At 70.0% G+C, this 16,799-nt stretch carries 18 protein-coding genes, 1 tRNA gene, 1 pseudogene and 1 riboswitch; of the genes and pseudogenes, 6 read left to right on the top strand and 14 right to left on the bottom strand.

Translation table 11 applies throughout. The features are described from left to right. Positions 1-145: 145 nt before the first annotated feature. Positions 146-1,297, bottom strand: coding sequence for a winged helix DNA-binding domain-containing protein (locus tag DRB96_RS36645; RefSeq protein ID WP_112452300.1), 1,152 nt, complete (start codon positions 1,295-1,297; stop codon positions 146-148). An 82-nt stretch (positions 1,298-1,379) separates the two neighbouring features. Further along, positions 1,380-2,372, bottom strand: coding sequence for a LysM peptidoglycan-binding domain-containing M23 family metallopeptidase (locus DRB96_RS36640; protein WP_112452299.1), 993 nt, complete (start codon positions 2,370-2,372; stop codon positions 1,380-1,382). Between the two features lie 3 nt (positions 2,373-2,375). After that, positions 2,376-2,572: riboswitch (cyclic di-AMP (ydaO/yuaA leader) on the bottom strand. A 311-nt stretch (positions 2,573-2,883) separates the two neighbouring features. Between DRB96_RS36640 and DRB96_RS36635 the strand changes: the two genes are divergently transcribed. After that, positions 2,884-3,690: a tyrosine-protein phosphatase gene (locus DRB96_RS36635; RefSeq protein ID WP_112452298.1), complete on the top strand. Its 807-nt coding sequence runs from the start codon at positions 2,884-2,886 to the stop codon at positions 3,688-3,690. Positions 3,691-3,772: 82 nt separating this feature from the next. On the opposite strand, the gene DRB96_RS36630 is transcribed toward DRB96_RS36635, so the two are convergent. The 5 genes and pseudogenes from DRB96_RS36630 to DRB96_RS36610 form a co-directional block, all read right to left on the bottom strand. Next, the gene (locus DRB96_RS36630; protein ID WP_239517809.1) at positions 3,773-5,245 is read right to left on the bottom strand and encodes an aspartate aminotransferase family protein; all 1,473 of its coding nucleotides are present in this window, start codon (positions 5,243-5,245) and stop codon (positions 3,773-3,775) included. Next, entirely contained in the window at positions 5,242-6,273 is a 1,032-nt protein-coding gene (gene hpnH / locus DRB96_RS36625; protein WP_112452297.1) for an adenosyl-hopene transferase HpnH, read from the bottom strand. The genes DRB96_RS36630 and hpnH overlap by 4 nt, the downstream gene beginning before the upstream one ends. Positions 6,274-6,278: 5 nt before the next feature. Then, on the bottom strand, positions 6,279-6,908 hold the full coding sequence (locus DRB96_RS36620) for a 1-hydroxy-2-methyl-2-butenyl 4-diphosphate reductase (protein ID WP_112452296.1): 630 nt from the start codon (positions 6,906-6,908) through the stop codon (positions 6,279-6,281). Position 6,909: 1 nt separating this feature from the next. Then, positions 6,910-7,110 (bottom strand): annotated as a pseudogene (locus DRB96_RS45400) (ATP/GTP-binding protein); the annotation flags it as partial. 85 nt (positions 7,111-7,195) lie between these two features. After that, a complete protein-coding gene (locus DRB96_RS36610; protein WP_239516514.1) occupies positions 7,196-7,537 on the bottom strand; it encodes a hypothetical protein in 342 nt (113 codons plus the stop codon). Positions 7,538-7,671: 134 nt separating this feature from the next. Here DRB96_RS36610 and DRB96_RS36605 point away from each other — a divergent pair, with 134 nt between their 5' ends. Beyond that, positions 7,672-7,989, top strand: a complete 318-nt coding sequence (locus DRB96_RS36605; RefSeq protein ID WP_112452295.1) for a hypothetical protein — start codon at positions 7,672-7,674, stop codon at positions 7,987-7,989. Between the two features lie 97 nt (positions 7,990-8,086). Here the strand turns inward: DRB96_RS36605 and DRB96_RS36600 are convergent, their stop codons facing one another. The 3 genes from DRB96_RS36600 to DRB96_RS36590 form a co-directional block, all read right to left on the bottom strand. Then, a complete protein-coding gene (locus DRB96_RS36600) occupies positions 8,087-8,650 on the bottom strand; it encodes an ATP-binding protein (RefSeq protein WP_275432048.1) in 564 nt (187 codons plus the stop codon). Beyond that, positions 8,650-10,245 carry an IS21 family transposase gene (istA, locus tag DRB96_RS36595; protein ID WP_112452294.1) on the bottom strand — a complete coding sequence of 532 codons (1,596 nt, stop codon included), beginning with the start codon at positions 10,243-10,245 and terminating at the stop codon, positions 8,650-8,652. The genes DRB96_RS36600 and istA overlap by 1 nt, the downstream gene beginning before the upstream one ends. Before the next feature lie 293 nt (positions 10,246-10,538). After that, positions 10,539-10,889: a hypothetical protein gene (locus DRB96_RS36590; protein ID WP_112452293.1), complete on the bottom strand. Its 351-nt coding sequence runs from the start codon at positions 10,887-10,889 to the stop codon at positions 10,539-10,541. A 191-nt stretch (positions 10,890-11,080) separates the two neighbouring features. Here DRB96_RS36590 and DRB96_RS36585 point away from each other — a divergent pair. Then, a tRNA-Met gene (locus DRB96_RS36585) sits at positions 11,081-11,157 on the top strand. A 98-nt stretch (positions 11,158-11,255) separates the two neighbouring features. Here the strand turns inward: DRB96_RS36585 and DRB96_RS45395 are convergent. From DRB96_RS45395 to DRB96_RS43405, 4 genes are all read right to left on the bottom strand, one after another. Next, complete coding sequence (locus tag DRB96_RS45395; RefSeq protein WP_239516513.1) at positions 11,256-11,777, bottom strand: hypothetical protein; 522 nt, start codon at positions 11,775-11,777, stop codon at positions 11,256-11,258. A gap of 91 nt (positions 11,778-11,868) precedes the next feature. Continuing rightward, the gene (locus DRB96_RS36575) at positions 11,869-12,819 is read right to left on the bottom strand and encodes an IS481 family transposase (protein WP_112452292.1); all 951 of its coding nucleotides are present in this window, start codon (positions 12,817-12,819) and stop codon (positions 11,869-11,871) included. Positions 12,820-13,114: 295 nt separating this feature from the next. Continuing rightward, positions 13,115-13,555 carry a hypothetical protein gene (locus DRB96_RS36570; protein ID WP_112452291.1) on the bottom strand — a complete coding sequence of 147 codons (441 nt, stop codon included), beginning with the start codon at positions 13,553-13,555 and terminating at the stop codon, positions 13,115-13,117. Between the two features lie 194 nt (positions 13,556-13,749). Continuing rightward, on the bottom strand, positions 13,750-13,887 hold the full coding sequence (locus tag DRB96_RS43405) for a hypothetical protein (RefSeq protein ID WP_162688863.1): 138 nt from the start codon (positions 13,885-13,887) through the stop codon (positions 13,750-13,752). 264 nt (positions 13,888-14,151) lie between these two features. Here DRB96_RS43405 and DRB96_RS36565 point away from each other — a divergent pair, with 264 nt between their 5' ends. The 3 genes from DRB96_RS36565 (at position 14,152) to DRB96_RS36555 (ending at position 16,773) form a co-directional block, all read left to right on the top strand. After that, a complete protein-coding gene (locus DRB96_RS36565) occupies positions 14,152-14,574 on the top strand; it encodes a hypothetical protein (RefSeq protein WP_162688862.1) in 423 nt (140 codons plus the stop codon). Positions 14,575-14,808: 234 nt separating this feature from the next. After that, positions 14,809-16,104: a hypothetical protein gene (locus DRB96_RS36560; RefSeq protein WP_112454180.1), complete on the top strand. Its 1,296-nt coding sequence runs from the start codon at positions 14,809-14,811 to the stop codon at positions 16,102-16,104. Positions 16,105-16,152: 48 nt separating this feature from the next. Next, complete coding sequence (locus tag DRB96_RS36555) at positions 16,153-16,773, top strand: TetR/AcrR family transcriptional regulator (protein WP_112452289.1); 621 nt, start codon at positions 16,153-16,155, stop codon at positions 16,771-16,773. Positions 16,774-16,799: the final 26 nt, after the last annotated feature.

Here is a 16,799-nt window from a genome sequence, read left to right as displayed (position 1 = left end):
GGACCACATCCTTCACCCCGACCCGCCACCTACGCGACCGTAGCCACGGTCTTACGGACCGTGATCTTCACCACCCGTCAGGTGGGGAATAGGAGAACGGTGCCGGCGGGACCGGGACCCCCCTCCGGTCCCGGCCCCGCCGGCGTCAGACGAGCAGCCGGGTTCCGGCGCTCGGCAGCTTGCTCCACCAGTGGCCGTACCGCCGGTAGACCTCCGGATCCCGGTCGGCGAGGAAGGCCGTCAGCGACCGGGCCTCGGCCGCGAGCGCCTCCCAGACCTCCTCCGGCAGCGGGTGGAAGGCGGTGACCTCCACTCCCCCGGGCGCCGGGCGCCACACCCCGGCCACGTACCCGTCGACCAGCAGGGTCGCCAGCGTGTCCCCGTTCACCCGGGTGACGAGGCTCCGGTACTGCGGCGGGATGACCCGGCCCCGGTCGGAGTACGCGAGCAGGATGCTGTCCCACATGGCCATCAGCCGGGGCGGCGCCGGCGTGTCCCCGTCCGGCAGCGGCGCGCCGGGGACGTCGAAGAGCTCCTCGCCGCCCGGCCCCTCCAGCCGCCGCAGGCCGTGGGAGAGCTCGGCTTCCCGCAGCGCCTGCCTGACCCTGCCCCGCTGGACCAGCGCGAACTGCGCCACGTCCGCCACCGAGGCGGGCCCGAAGCCCTCCAGGTAGCGCACGACGAGCGCCCGCAGGGACTGCGCGGAGGCCTCGGGATCGGCGGGGACCGCCCGCGTCGTCCCGTACCGGGACGCGACGTACGACGGCCGCTCGCCGAAGGACCACGGGTGCGCGGTGGGCGCGTGCAGCAGCGGCGCGTACTGCCGAAGTCCCCACCAGGCTCCGGGCTGCGGCGGCTCGCCCAGCCGCTGTTCCAGCCACCGCTCGCACTCCGCGGCCGTACGGGGCCGGTCGGCGAAGGCCAGCAGCCGCGGCACCAGCTCGTCGGCGTCCTCGGCACTCAGCCCCGACGCCGTGAACCGGCTGCCCAGCCGCGCCGCCCGCACCCCCGGCTGCACCGCCTCGCGGAAGGCGGGGAAGTCGTCGGCGTGCACGGCGTGCAGGGTGATCCGCATCAGGGTCGACTTGACGATCTCGCGGCCGGTGAACGCGGCGTCGAGAGCGGCCGGATCGAAGTCCGCGAGCCGGTTCCACAGCGCGAGGTACGGCGAGGCGGCCTGCTGCGCCTGCAGCGCGACCACCCGCCGGACCCCGTCGGTGACACCGAGCGCCTCGCGCCCGAGCAGCAACTGCCGTGCGAGGGTGGAGCGGTTGAGCTCCCTTGCCGTGACCGCCATGCCGTGCACCCCGTCCCGTGAGCGGACGGGCAGTCTAGTGCTGCGACCGGGAAGGCCCACCGGGTCGCGGCGCCGGACGGAGTCAGATGCTGACGCCCTTCGACCGCAGGTAGGCCAGCGGGTCGATGTCCGAGCCGTACGAGGGACCGGTGCGGATCTCGAAGTGGAGGTGCGGGCCGGTCACGTTGCCCGTGGCGCCGGAGAGGCCGACGGTCTGCCCGGCGCTGACGCTCTGGCCGGACGAGACGTTGAGCTGGGAGAGGTGCGCGTACTGGCTGTACTTGCCGTCGGCGTGCCGGATGACGACCTCGTTGCCGTACGCGCCGCCCCAGCCGGCGGAGACGACGGTGCCCGCCCCGACCGCCTTCACGGTGCTGCCGGTGCTCGCGGAGAAGTCGACGCCGGTGTGGTAGCCGCTGGACCACATGGACCCGGCGACCTTGTACGCGGTGGAGGCGCCGCCGCTGACCGGGGAGACGAACCCGGCCGAAGCGGGGGCGGCCTGCTGCTGCTTGGCGGGGGCCTTGGGTGCGGGCGCCTTGCGTGCGGGCGCCGCCGGGGCCTCGGCGCCGCCGGAACCGGACGCGTCTTCGGCGGACTCGGAGGAGTCGGCGGACTGCTCGGCCGGCGCGGCCGGCGCGGCCGGAGCGGCCGCCCGGCTCGGAGCGGCCTCGGCCGTGCCCTTCGCGCCGAGCGTCAGCTTGAGGCCCGGGTGGATCAGCGACGGGTCGGACCCGACGGCAGCCCGGTTGTCGGCGTAGAGCTGCTCCCAGCCACCGCTGAGGTGCCGGCTCTCGGCGATCTTGGAGAGGTGGTCCCCGGGCACCACGGTGTAGACGGTGGGGGCGGCCTGCGCAGTGGCGGGCGCGGCCTGGAGCGAGGCCGGGACCTGCGGCGCCGAGGCCGGCGCGGTGGCAGGTGCGGTGGCGGGTGCGGCGGCCGGGGCGCCGGCCGCGTGGGCGCCGGCCGCCCCGAGCAGCGGAAGCGCGAGGGCCGCGCCACCGGTGCCGGCGGCGGCGAAACCACGGGATATCGAGCGGGACTTCGGACGGCGGTGCTTACCCGTTCCAGGCATGGCGAATTTCCTCTCCGACGCCTGCGAGGTGAGCTGTCGGGTTCGGACTGGAGATGTCCGGCCGCCCACGTGCCGGCGAACAGCACATGTACGGCTTCACCCCGAGCTGTCCCGTTGTAAAGATCTCGACGGAGATCCGGAACAGCGGCTTACCTGGTTCCCCCGCTCCTGCCGCGCGCGTGAATAGTCGGATGCGGTTTCCGGTCGGCGGCAGGATTAGGCGGTCCGTCCGGATCGATCGCGAACGTAATCGAGTCCGGCCGCACGGAACAAGTCTTGAATTCCCCAACAGAATCTTGAAGATGACGGTGCGCCGGAATTCTGGTCACCCTCCGTCCATTCCGCACCTTCAACGACCGCTCCGGCTAGGCAATTCGGCATTCGCGATCAGGCACTCACCGTCACCGTATGATCTGGCTCACGGGACGTGTCCGATCTCGGCGCTCGCCATGGCAAGTTGGCCACAAGTAGCGTAATTCGGACACCAGCGACGACGACACGGAGGACCCCTGTGACCCAGCGGATATCCCAGACCCCCCACGCGGGGCCGACCCTGGCCGGCGTACGCAACTTCCGCGACGTGGGCGGGCTGCCGACCACGGACGGACGGAGGGTCAAGACGGGACGACTGTTCCGAAGCGGACATCTGGCGCATGCCACCGAAACCGATGCACAGTTCCTCGCTTCGCTCGGGCTGCACACCGTCTTCGACTTCCGCAACGACGCCGACCACGCGCTGGAGGGCCCGGACGTGGAGCTTCCCGGCGTGCGGAACATCAACATCCCGCTGTCTGACCCGGCGGACGGCCGGGAGTTCTGGACGATGGTCCGCGACGGGGACCTCGCCCAGCTCCGCGAGATCCTGGGTGAGGGCAAGGCCGTCGCGCGGATGTCCCGTTCGTACCGCACGATCATCAAGACCCGCACCGCCGAGCACAGCCGGGTCGTCCACGCCCTCGCCGAGGACAGCGTCCCCGCCCTCATGCACTGCGCGGCCGGCAAGGACCGGGCCGGCCTGTCGATCGCGGTCACCCTGCTCGCGCTGGGCGTCGGGCGCGAGGCGATCGTCGCGGACTACCTGGAGTCCAACGCCCCGCACAACCGCTACCGGGTCCGCCGGGGCAGCGAGGCGGCCCAGCCCCGCACCGCCGAGGTGGCGGAGCTGCTCGCCCCGCTCTTCGACGCCCGCGCCCCGTACCTGACCGCGGCCTTCGAGACGATCGACGAGGAGTGGGGCGGGGCGGAGCGCTACCTCGGCGAGGGGCTCGGGCTCGCACCCGAGACCCTCGGCCGGCTGCGCGACCGGCTGCTGGACTGACCTCGCGCGGCACAACACGGCACACACGGCGCGGGGCGGGCCGCCGGGTCCGAAGACCCGGCGGCCCGCCCCGCCCGTCCGCTCAGCGGTTGGCGACCGCCTGCTTGACCAGCGTCCTGCCGAAGTCCCACATCAGCGCGCCGCCACCGTGCGCCTCGTCCATGACCTCGCGGAAGGCGCCGACGAACCGGTCGACGTCCGCCTCGTCCACGATCAGCGGCGGGATCAGCTTGATGACTTCGAGGTGGTCGCCCGAGACCTGCGTGAGGATCCGGTGCTTCTGCAGCAGCGGCACCACGACCATCTGCGCGAACAGCCCCTTGCGGGCCGCCTGCAGCATGGTCCACCGGCTCCGCAGCCCCAGCGAGGACGGCCGGCCGAACTCGATGCCGATCATCAGCCCGCGTCCCCGTACCTCGTGCAGCAGCTCGTACTCGTCGACCAGCCCGGCGAGGCGGCCGCGCAGCAGGTCGCCCATCGCGCGGGCGTTGGCCACCACCCCCTCGTCCTCCATGACGCAGAGCACCGCGAGTCCGGCCGCCATCGCCTGCGCGTTGGAACCGAAGCTCGCGGAGTGGACGAGCACCCGGTCCATGGACGAGTAGACCTTCTTGAAGATCCAGTCCTTGCCCAGGGTCGCGCCGACCGGGACGTAGCCGCCCGAGAGGGCCTTGGCCACGCACACCAGGTCGGGTTCCACCCCGGCCTCGTGCTGGTAGGCGTAGAAGTCCCCGGTCCGTCCGAGGCCGGTCTGCACCTCGTCCGCGATCAGCAGCGCCTTGTGCCGGTGCAGCAGCTCCTGCGCGGCAGCCAGGAAGCCGGGCGGGGCGGCGAGCACCCCCTTGCCCTGGATCGGCTCGACGACGAAGGCCGCCACGTCGCCCTTCTTCAGCTCCCGCTCCAGGGCGGCCAGGTCGCCGAGCGCGATCCCGGTGTCGGGGAGCAGCGGGGCGAAGCCGTCCCGGAAGCCGGCTTCGCCGTTGACCGACAGCGAGCCGGTGGTGAGCCCGTGGAAGGCGTGGTCGCAGTAGAGGACCCTGGGCCGCCCGGTGGCGTACCGGGCGAACTTCAGGGCCGTCTCCACCGCCTCGGTGCCGCTGTTGCCGAAGAAGACCCGGTCCAGGTGCGGGCTGTGGGCGAGCAGCTTCTCCGCCAGCAGCCCGGGCAGCGGCTGGCAGTCGAAGCGGGTGAGGTCGGCGAGCTGGGCGTCCAGGACGTCGTGCAGGGCCTGTTTGACCACCGGGTGGTGGCGGCCGAGGCCCATCACCCCGAACCCGGCCAGCATGTCGAGGTAGTCGTTGCCCTCGGCGTCCCAGAAGTGGGCCCCCTGGGCCCGCTCGTAGACCTTGTCGAAGCCGATGGTGTGCAGCATCCGGGGCAGCTGGTGGTTGAGGTGGCGGGCGTGCAGCTCGTACCGCTCCGCGCCGCGTTCGGCCAGCAGGGCGCCGAGGTCGAAGCCCTTGCCCCGGCCGCGCCCGCCCGATCCGCCCGCCGCGGCCGACGCCCCGCCTGCCGCGGCCGCCTCCCCCGCCCGGCGCGCGTGGCCCGCGCTCATGCCGACTTGTCCCGGTTCCCGCCCATGGTCTCGCGGACCGCGCGCAGCGACTCCTTCAGCGACCCCATGGTGGCGAGGACCGCGGTGGGCTCGTACCCGCAGTGCGCCATGCAGTTCGCGCAGCGCGGGTCCTTGCCGCGGCCGTACTTGCTCCAGTCGGTGTCGTTGATCAGCTCCCGGTACGAGGGCACGTATCCGTCGCTCATCAGATAGCAGGGGCGCTGCCAGCCGAAGAGCGAGTAGTTCGGAATGGCCCAGGCGGTGCACGGGAAATCCACCTTGCCTTCCAGGAAGTCCAGGAAGAGCGGGGAGTGGTTGAGGCGCCAGCGCCTGCGGTTGCCGCCCGAGAAGGCCTTCTTGAAGAGTTCCCGGGTCTGTTCCACGCCCAGGAAGTGCTCCTGGTCGGGTGCCTTTTCGTAGGCGTAGGCGGGCGAGATCATCATCTCGTCCACCTGCAGGTCGTCATTGAGGTAGTTGAGCACCTCGATGATCGTCTGCGGGGTGTCCGTGTTGAAGAAGGTGGAGTTCGTCGTCACGCGGAACCCGCGGCTCTTCGCCTCCTTGATGGCGGCGACCGCCTCGTCGAAGACGCCCTCCTTCGCCACCGACTCGTCGTGGCGCTCGCGCAGTCCGTCGATGTGCACGGCGAAGGCGAAGTAGGGGGACGGCGTGAACTTCTCGATCTTCTTCCGGAGCAGCATCGCGTTGGTGCAGAGGAAGACGTACTTCCGCTTCGCCACCAACTGGCGCACGATCTCGTCGATCTGCGGGTGCATCAAGGGCTCGCCGCCCGCGATGGACACCATCGGCGCGCCGGATTCGAGCACGGCCCCGACGGCCTGCGCCACGGGCATGCGCTGCTTGAGCACGCCGGCCGGGTGCTGGATCTTGCCGCACCCCTCACAGGCGAGGTTGCAGGCGTAGAGGGGTTCCAGTTCGACGATCAGCGGGAACTTCTCACGCTTGCGCAGCTTCTGTTCGAGAAGATACGTCCCGACCCTGATGGTCTGTCGCAGTGGCATTGCCATCTGGCTCACCTCCTGGGGAGCAGCAAAGAACGGTGCCAGTCATAAAACGCGGGCAGTACGGCACGCAGTACGCGAAAGGCTGATATTCCCCCCCGAACGGTGCCGATGCGGACGAGCTCATGCTCCGGAGCGTCCACGATCACCCGGACGGCCGCAACCGGGCGCTCCGCACCGTCGGCAACGGTCCCGCCCCGGGTCGCGGTCCACAAGGTGGCCGCGGACTCCATGTCGACCCCGATGGCACCGGTGGCGCGCAGCTGCGCGCGCTCCTGGCCCCGGACGACGTGGTCGGATCCGGTCAGTGCGCCGAGGTGCACGGTCCGGTCGGGCAGGGCCCGGGCCAGCGCCTCGGCGAGCAGGGCGGTACCGGCGCAGGCGACCGTGCCGCGCGGGTCCCGGGTCTCCTCGGCGACGATCAGGTCGCCGGGGCTCATGCCGGGCAGCAGCCCGGCGCAGAATCCGGTGGCCAGCACGGCGGCCCCGCGCAGCTCCGGACCGGCGAGCGCCCGGCCGACGGCGCGCTCGGCCGCGCGCGGGCCCATGCCGGTGCGCAGGACCTCGTACCGCTCGGGCGCGCCCCGCTCGCGGCCGCTGCGCAGGGCCGCCCGCTCGATGCGCAGCGCGCAGGCGACCAGCGTGGTGTTGTTCGGCGAGGTGGTCCAGGCGGATGTGGTCGAGGGTGGCTTTGGCGATGCGTTCGGTGCCGTCTGTCAGAGCCGTGAGAGCAGCCTGGCGGATGAGGCGGGCGAGGGAGCCGATCCGCCCGGCGGTCCGCTCGTGGAGATACGGCGCGAGCCGTACGAGGCTTCCGGGCTGGTGCCGACGTAGGTCGAGGGCTGTGGACGTTCGCGTAATTCCCCAGGGGGAAGTTCACGTAATTCCCCAGGTGCCCGTCCGGGGCTGGGACTGGCGACTCGTCTCGTCAGAGGTCGATGCGATGTTCGGCAGCCGATGGGTCATCAACGGAGCCGTAGCGCAAGACGGCGTGTGCTGGCCGGAACGGCAGGCCATGCAGGATGGGTGCCATGACGGTGAAGAGTGCATCGGCGTCCGGTCCGTAGGCATAGAGGACAACCTCGCCGCCTCCGTATTCGTTTCCGTCGAACTCGCCGACATCGGCTTGCTCGATCGCCTCGTTCAGGAGGGACTGGGCTTGAAGGACGACCTCCCGTTGGCTGGGTCTGCCAAGGCCGTCATCGGCCAGTCGATAGCGGACGATGACGGCGTGCTCAACGTCGGTTTCTGCTTCCTCTGTGTCGGCCATGCGGGAAACGATCTCACCCCGGACCGACATCATCGTCGGCCAGCCGTCCGGGAGGTGGTCCTAGCTGGGCGGTTTCGTTTGGATCACGGTGGGGGCCAGTGGTGACGACGGTTCCTGGGTGGCACCCTGGAACGATGCGACCTGGAACCGACGTCACCGAGAACGCCCTGCGGCATCTACTCAATGAGTGGGATCCGATAGGCGTCGCCGACGATGTGCAGGACGAGTACGACTGCATGCTCGCGCCTCTGCTCCAGCGGCTCCACGGTGGCGCCAACCAGACCGAGATCGGTGTATTCCTGCGGCACGAACTGGAGGATCACTTCGGTCTCGACCCTCTGGGCCTGCGGCCGGAAGCGATGGCCGCCCGATTGGTTGCCTGGTGGCCAGCTGCTGCCAAGTCGCGGGCATCGTCCTCTGGTCTGCCAGATGATCCAAACGAAACCGCCTAGGTGATCGTGGGTTTGGCCGGCTTGTCGGTGGGGTTCTTGGGTCGCTTGTTCGGGCGGTAGCTGGGGCCGTTCATGATGACCTGGTGGCTGGTGTTGATCAGCCGGTCCAGCAGCGACTCGGCGACGACGCTCCGAGCTGGCGCATGGCGAAGTCGTCGAGGATGAGCACGTCGGGCCGTACCAGTTCACGGATCCGCTTGTCCCAGGTGCGGTCCGCGTGGCCGCCGGCGAGGTCCGCGAGGATCCGGCTGGTCTTGGCGAACCGGACGTGGGCGCTCTGGCGGACGGCGAGGTGGCCGAGGGCCTGGGCGACGTGTGTCTTGCCGACTCCGACCGGGCCGAAGAGGATGACCGACTCGCCGGAGTGGAGCCAGCGAAGGGCCCCGAGGTCGCGGATCTGGGCGGCCGGCAGCTTTGAGGAAGCGGTGAAGTCGAACTCCTCCAGGGTGACCTGCTGCTCGAACTTCGCCCGGGTCAGGCGCCGTTGGAAGGTGACGGTCTCGCGGCGGGTGATCTCGTCCTGGCAGAGGACCTGGAGGAAATCGAGGTGCCCGAGTTCGCCGCCGTGAGCCTGGGCCAGGCGGGCATCGAGGGTTTCCAGCATTCCTGAGAGCCGCAGCGACTTCAGCGACTCACGCAGGGCAGAGTCCATCACGCTCATCAGATGCTTCCCTCAGCTTCGCCGTGGACCTGGTCGTCGTGGAGCTCGTCCGCCGTCTCGGACGGGGCGACGGAGGCGAAGAGCCGCTTGGGCCCGTGGAGGAAGGCCGCGGCTCCCGCGTCCCCGCTGGATTCGGGCTCCGGATCGGTCTCGGTGCCGGCGATCAGGATGCCCTTGATGGTGCGGTAGGACGGATCTCCGACCGTGATGGCCCTCGCGCAGGCGGCCTCCAGCCTCGCGTCGCCGTACTTCTTCTTCAGGCCGAGGATTCCCTGGGCGGCGCGGAGCCGGTAGAGAGCGTTGACCTCCAGCAGCTGGTCGACGACGGTCCGGCAGGCGTCCCCGACCTCGGATGCCTGGGTCCGGCACCAGATCGGCGTGCGCATCTGGAAGGCGATCTTCTCCGGCGGGTAGTCGGTCCTGTCGGTGCGTTTGCCCTGCTCAAGTGCCACGTGGGTCTTGACCAGGTCGCCGTCGAGGAAGACCTGCACCATCGTGGCGGTCGAGCGGACGTCGACCCTGCGGCCGATCAGTTTCCAGGGCACCGAGTAGAGGGTGCGGCCGACCTTGACGTGGATGTCCGGCCCGACCACCGCCGTCGACCAGCGGGCCAGCACGAACGGCGTGGGCGGCAGCGGCAGCAGGGTCTCGGCTTCGACGGCCTCGAACACCGCCATCGGTGCGGCTCCCTGCAACGGCCGGCACTGCCGTCGGCCAGCCACCTTCTGGCTCCAGGTCACAGCCTCGGCCTGCATGTGCTCGATCGAGGTGAACTCCCGCCCCCGCCAGAACGAGTCCCGGATGTAGGGCATCGGCCGCTCGACCCGCGGCTTGTCCTTGGGCCGGGCAGCACGGGCAGGATCGACCAAGGCCCCGTAGTGGGTGGCGAGCTCAGCATATGCCTTGTTGATCTTCGGATCGTAGAGATCAGGCTTGTCGACCCCCGTCCGCAGGTTGTCCGGCACCAGTCGGCGCGGGACGCCCCCGAAGTAGCGGAATGCGGCGACGTGGGCCTCGGTCCAAGCGTGCTGGTGCAGGTAGAGGACCGGGCGGACGAACATGTGCCGCGAGCACGGCAGCACCATCACGAAGGCCCAGATCCGGTGGCGCTTACCGGTCTTCGGATTGGTCCACTGGCCCAGGTGACCGTAGTCGATCTGAGCCTCCGATCCCGGCTCGACGTCATCCCGCAAGACCGTGACCTGGGACCTTGCCGTCTCATCGGGCAGCGTGGCGTGCACCCACCGGCGGAACGAGGAGATCGACACGTCCAGCTTGTGCTCGTCCCGGAGCCGCTGGTGGATCGTGGAGACGGTCACCGTCCCCAGCAGGTTCTTGATGTAGTCGCGGTGCTGGTCGATGTCGGGCCAGGTGATCTGCCGCAGCCGCCGGTCGCCGAGTTCGGGGAACCAGCTCTTGATCAGCTTGGCCCAGTCGGCTTCCCTCATCGGCGGTCCGCCCGGCGTGATCCCGGACGCCTCCGCCGGCTCCAGGTACTTCCTGATCGTCTTGCGGTCCACCCCCAGCGACGCGGCCAGCTCGCTCTTCGAGCGGCCCGCGTACCAGTGGACATAGATCTCGGTGATGTCGACCACGACGAACGTTCTCCTTGCCATCCGGGCTGACCATCGGCCTTCCGAACCACAGGCCCAGGGCCGCCCATGCGCCTCCGCGATGACCAGGTCCCTCGATCCCGAACTCCGTCGTACCCATGGCCAATTAGGAGAAGTCGGGATGAGGAATTACATGAAGCTCAAACCACCCGATGGGGAAAAACGTGAACGCTCACACGTGCGCCTGTCCGCGTAGCCGCCGGTCAGGACCAGGGGGTAGGGGGATCCAAGCGCGAGCACGTCGGCGAGCAGCCGCGCATGCAAGTCGGGCATCTTCACGCCGCGGTCTTCTCCCGGAGCTGGGGGAAGGCTTCCTCCCACACGCCCCGCACGCTCGGTCCGGCCAGGGTCCGCAGGACCGGCCACAGGCTGGCGAGTAGCTCTGCGTTCAGGAAGCGGCACAGGTCCTCGCGGGTGCCTTCGGCCAGGACGGTGCGGTAGAGGCCCATGCGCTGGCGGGGCTGGTCGAGGTCGAAGGCGCGCAGCCCGGACCAGGCCACGTGTAGGGGAAGCTCGATGACTCCGTGGACGGGCCCGGTCAGCGCAGACAGGCTCGGGGGAAGCCGGCGGGCGAATTTCAGCCTGTACAGCACGGCGTCGTCGAGACCGGGGTTGGAGACAGTCATGCCCCGAGTATCCACCGGCCCGGCGCCGTACGGGTCGGTCCTCGCGGGCCGCGGGCCGCGGTCTCGTCGATGTCGAGCAGACCCTAGTCGCTGGTGGTCCTTGCAAGCTGTTTCTGAACCCCGAAGCCGCAGGTCAACTGTTTGGAATCAGCTTCGGAGTGGGGCCAGTGCCGTAGGGTGGTGTTCACCGACGCGGGGTGGAGCAGCTCGGTAGCTCGCTGGGCTCATAACCCAGAGGTCGCAGGTTCAAATCCTGTCCCCGCTACCAACGCAACAGCCCCCTCGACCACCAGGTCGAGGGGGCTGTTCGCATTCAACGCCCGCGTGTGCCGTGGAAACGGCCGGGTGCACGCGAATCGGGCGGCCCTACTCGCCGGCCCGCACCTTCACGATCTTGATGTCCGTGGCGCCCTCGGCCTCGAGATCTGCCTTGCGGTGCTCGGCGCTGGGCTGGTCGTAGCTCACCGCGGACACCATGGCCTTGCCGTCGCGCGCGCGTACCCACCTCACCCGGTAGTTGACCATCGCTACGCTCCCTCGTCCGCTCCGCACTCGTCGGCCCAGATCAGCAGGCCGTGTCTTTGCATCCGGTACGGATATCCGCCCGCCCCAGATCGACCGGATCTCACCCAGCAACTTCAGGTAGTGCTCTCCGTACGTGTTCAGCGCATCCCAGACCGCATTGAGAGCTGCTTTGAGCGGGTCGGGTTCGGCAGCAGCACGTACGGCGGGGAGAGCGTAATGCGGCTGTGAGATGGGCCCACGGACCTGCGGTGTGATGGCAGGGAACACGAGTTCGGTGTACTCCATCGGTGCCTGGCTGCCCGGTACCCGGCCAAGCTCGTAGCTCGTCTCCCCGTCGCTCTCTTCTGCGGTCTTGACCCACATCAACCCTGCCGGCGCCGGGGGAAAGTACCGGCCTGTGCGGTCCTGCCCCATCGAGCGGGAAAGCCCTCCGCGGTTTGAGGACGGTTCCGGCCTAGATGTATTGCCCTGTGAGGTTGGGGATGCGGCTGGCGGGTGGTTTGCCTGCGAGCGCGGTGTGTCCGCGGTGGTGATTGTAGGTGTGCAGCCACTGCGGGAACGCTGCCCGGCGTTCAGTCTCTGACCGGTAGGGGCGGGCGTAGGCCCACTCGTCCAGCAGGGTGCGGTTGAGGCGTTCGACCTTGCCGTTGGTCTGGGGCCGGTAGGGCCGGGTTCGTTTGTGGGCGATCCCGGCCGCCGCCAGCAGGTCGCGCCAGGCGTACGACTTGTAGCAGGAACCGTTGTCGGTCAGGACGCGCTCGACGGTGATGCCGCACGAGGTGAAGTAGGTCTGGGCACGGGCCCAGAAAGCGGTGGCGGTTTCCTTCTTCTCGTCGGCCAGGATCTCGCTGTAGGCCAGGCGGGAGTGGTCATCGACGGCGGTGTGGATGTAGCTGTAGCCGGCACCACGTTTCTTGCGGCCGTCCTGTCGTCCGCGGGTCTTGTGGCCGCCGCCGTCGGGGATGTTGCCCAGCTTCTTGATGTCGACGTGCACGAGTTCGCCCGGGCGCTCGCGTTCGTAGCGGCGGATGACACGTCCGGTGGCCCGGTCCAGGTGAGTGAGACGGGCCATGCGGTAGCGGACCAGGACCCGGTGCACGGTCGAGGGCACCAGTCGCAGCAGGTGGGCGATGCGGGCGGGGCCCCAGCGCCGCAGGAGGCGGACCTTGATGATCCGCCGTTCGGTGCGGGTGGGGGTCCGCTTCGGGCTGTGATGCGGGCGGGAGGAGTGGTCGGGCATTCCGGCCTCGCCGAGCTTGCGGTAGCGGGCGGCCCACCGCTGAGCGGTGGTCGGTGAGACCTGGAAACGCTCGGCGGCCCGGCGAAGCGGCCAGCCGTCCTCGACCACGCAGCGGGCCAGACGCAGCCGTCCGGTCTCGGTCAGGGGTGCATTACGGTGGACCACGAGGGCCTTTCTGGTCGGTGTAGACGTCGCAATCCACACCGAACCCGGAAGGCCCTCACCCGTTCAAGACCCCTCAACCGAGACCTCCATCACCCGTCCACAACCTCCCGAGGCAGTACACCTAGACCGTGACACCGGCCGTAGCCAGGCAGGCTGTAGTTCCGTGATCTTGAGGCACACTCCGATCACCGGGTCAGGCGGGACCCGAGTACGGGCAGCAGCCGGTCCGTCAGTACGCGGCGGGCTGGTTCGGAGGACAGCCACAGCAGTTTGTGGCGGGTGCCGTCCGTCATCGTCACGGCAAGGCTGGACGTGGTGAGACCGCGGTGCAGGCTGGCGTGCGCGATGCCGTCGAAGGGAATGACCTTGTTGGTGCGGTGCCCCCTAGGACGGCCGCCGGGTCGTAGCCGATCACACTGGTGGCGGTGTGTTCCCGTACGCCGGGACTGATGGAGTTCACGACGGTGTCGGCGAATCCGCTGCGAATGCGAACCAGGGAGTCCGGCAGTAGCCACAACTCGCCGTGGAACCAGTCGAGCCAGCCCGTGGTGCAGCTGGCGGCAAGCAAGTGGGCGTGCTGCACCTTCAGGCCGCAAGCGCGCCGGACGGCGTTGTCCAGCAGTGCGTCCCATGCTTCGAGAGAGCGGACACCCATGCGCTCCTCCACCCACCCGAGGGGTGCGTGGTACGTCAGACCTGCCGTCCCGTCGGGCTGCAGCTCGACGGACAGGACCACGCCCCAGTCCGGTCCTGTGATCCGTACAGCCAGGCCGTCGGGGGCCGTGAGCGGCCCGCGCTCGGCGGGTGCGTGTGAACCCGCTTGATGTCGCCACAGGGTGGGCGATACGGACAAGCCCTCTGCGAGCCACCGCTCCCTGTGGAGGTTCAGTCGTGCGCCGGCCAGGTGCAGTTCTATTCGCTGGTTCATCCCTACGGCGTCGTCTCGTCGGGAGGAACCACGAGGCCGACGCCTTCGGCCGCGACGGCGATCGCGAAGCCGAAGTACTGGATGACCGCCGCCCGCCCGGTGTTCTCGTTGTCAGTAGTGTTCGCCCCCGAAGGATCCATGGCCAAACGGTACCTGTCCGTCATCACAACCCCGGCCGCATCCCTCAACGTTGTGCGACGTGCCGGTTTCGTGTCAGTGGGGTGCTGGGCCCGGACGGCTCGACGATCACGCTTCATGACCACGGGCTGCGCCAGGGCTACATGACCCACCCTGTTCCCGGCTGGGCCCGTCCCTCCAAGCAGGGTTCCATCTGATTAACGTCTGGATCATGATTGAGGAGTGCCGGGGAATGCCCAGGGCACCTGCTTGAGATGAGGATGTCAGTGACTGATCTGCCGCGGCGATTTGTCTGGTTGTCGGTTGCTGCCGGAGGCTGTGTCATCGCGGCGCTGACCAGTTTCCCTGTCGACCTGACCGAGGACCGCAGCGGTCCGCCGCTCGCCGTCAATGACGTGGAAGGGGTCTGGTCAGCCTCAAGTGGCGGACGCCTGACGGTCCGGGCGGACGGTTCTGCGGAACTGGAGAACGTGCCGGAGCCTGGGCATGGCTGCGGGCAGGCCCCTTCCGCGTTTCACACCGGTCCGGCGACGTGGGTGTTCGATACGTACCCGGACGAGTCACCGGGAATCAGGCTCGACTACCCCGGCGCCACCCCCGGCCAGATGTGCAGCGTGCACCTCTCCATCTCGATCTCCGACGAGTACGGCACGAAGGGGGGGTCTGCCGCACGATCGGGTGACATCTGAACTGGCTTGCCTTGCATGGCAGGTGGGAAGGATGTCGCTGTGCCCAAGCCTTATCCCCAGGAGTTCCGCGAGGACGTCGTGCGGGTCGCGAGGAACCCCCGGGGCCCCCGCCCCGAGCGCACGGCGGTGAACCCGGCCGTGGCAGCGCCGCCGCCGGCCTGGCCGGCCGTACCGCCGCCGCTCGCGCCGGGCGCGGCCCCGTACGAGCCGCTCGGCGGCGGACCCGGCCAGGGCGTGGTCCTCCACCCGGCCGATCCACTCGCCCAGCTCGCGCACGGCATCGGATCCCAGCACGACCTGCCCATCTCTCCCTTCTACGCGTTCGCCGGCGCCTTCACCGCCCTCTTCGTCTCCTTCCTCGCCCTCGGACTCCTCTGGTCCGCCTCCCGCTTCCGCGGCGACCGCTCCGGCATCGCCCTGCCCGCCGGGCTCCAGCGGGTGGCCGACGCGCCGGCCACCCGCACCGCCCTGCGCGGGCTCGGCCTGGCCGCCGCGCTCGCCGTACTCCTGCACCTCCTCTTCGGTCCCGACGACCCCGCCCGCAACCCCGCTCCCGGCGCCGTCTACGTACTCCTCTGGGTCGGCCTCGTGCCCGCCTCCCTCCTTCTCGGCCCCGTCTGGCGCCTCCTCAACCCGCTCCGCGCGCTGTACCGCCCGCTCGCCCGGCGGTGGCCCCGCCAGGCCCGCCCGCTCCCCGCGCGGCTCGGACAATGGCCGGCCGCCGCCGGACTGTTCGCCTTCACCTGGCTCGAGCTCGTCTCTCCCGATCCCGCTTCCACCACCACCCTCCTGCTCGCGCTGGCCGGCTACGCGACCGTCCAACTCCTGTTCGCCGCCCGCTACGGCGAGCGCTGGTTCGCCGACGGAGACGCCTTCGAGGCCTACTCCGCCCTCCTGGCCCGGCTCTCCCCCCTCGGCCGCCGCGACGACGGCCGCCTCGTCCTGCGCAACCCCTTTCACGGACTCGACGCGACGCCCGAGCGGCCCGGACTCGTCGCCACCGTCTGCGTCCTGCTCGGCTCCACCGCCTACGACGGCTTCTCCGACAACCCCTCGTGGATCAACGCGATCCAGACCTCCCCCCTCGGCCGCACGACCGCGGCCACCCTCGGACTCCTCGGCTCCATCGCCCTCGTCGCCGCCCTCTACTGCCTCTGCGCGGCGGCCACCCGCCTCGTCTGCGGCCCGCACCCCGGCCCGCTGACCGCCTTCGCGCACTCACTCGTACCGATCGCGCTCGGCTATCTCATCGCCCACTACTTCTCCCTCCTGGTAGTCGAAGGACCACGCACAGTGAGCATGGCACTCGGCACTGACAACGCCCCGGAACCCTTGCCACCACTGGGCCCCGGAGGCCTTGCCGCCCTCCAGGTCCTCGCCGTCGTCACCGGCCACGTGCTCGGAGTCATCGCCGCGCACGACCGCTCCGTACGCCTCTTCCCGCCTGCGAAAGCCGTCGCCGGGCAACTGCCGCTGCTCGCGCTGATGATCACCTACACCGTCGGGGGCCTCAGCCTGCTGCTGAACTGACGCGGCGGACCGGTGCCGCCGCAGACCTGTGAACCAAGGAGCGGCATGATGGACCCCGTGTCCCCAGCCCACCCCCTGCGCCGCACGCCGATCCAGCAGCGCAGCGCCGACCGGCTCGCCCGGATCCTCGACGCCTGTGCCGAACTCCTGGACGAGACCGGGTACGAGAACCTCAGCACCCGGGCCGTCGCCCTGCGGGCCGGCGTGCCCATCGGCTCGGTCTACCGGTTCTTCGGCAACAAGCGGGCCATGGCCATCGCCCTCGCCCACCGCAACCTCGACACCTACGCCGACGCCATCGAAGAGCGGCTCGCCGACCTCCGGGCCACCGAGTGGCGGCCGGTCGTGGACGTGGTGCTGGACGAGTACCTCGTCATGAAGCGCAGCGTTCCCGGCTTCGCCCTCGTCGACTTCGGGGTGCCCGCGCCGCCTTCCGAGGGGCCGGCCTCCGACCCCAACCACCTCGTCGCCGTCCGCCTCACCGCGCTCCTCGCCGGCCACCTCGCCCTCACCCCGGACCCCGTCCTGGAACGGGCCGTCCTGGTCGCGGTCGAGGCCACCGACGCGCTGACCAAGCTCGCCTTCCGCAACGACCCGGCCGGCGACCCCGGCATCGTCGCCGAGACCCGCGCGATGATGCACGCCTACCTCGCCCGCGTCCTGGACTGACGCACCCCTCCGGCGGCCGGGTGCCG

Source organism: Streptomyces sp. ICC1 (genome assembly GCF_003287935.1).
Taxonomy (GTDB): Bacteria; Actinomycetota; Actinomycetes; order Streptomycetales; family Streptomycetaceae; genus Streptomyces; species Streptomyces tritrimontium.
This window is presented reverse-complemented; position numbering and strand designations above follow the sequence as displayed.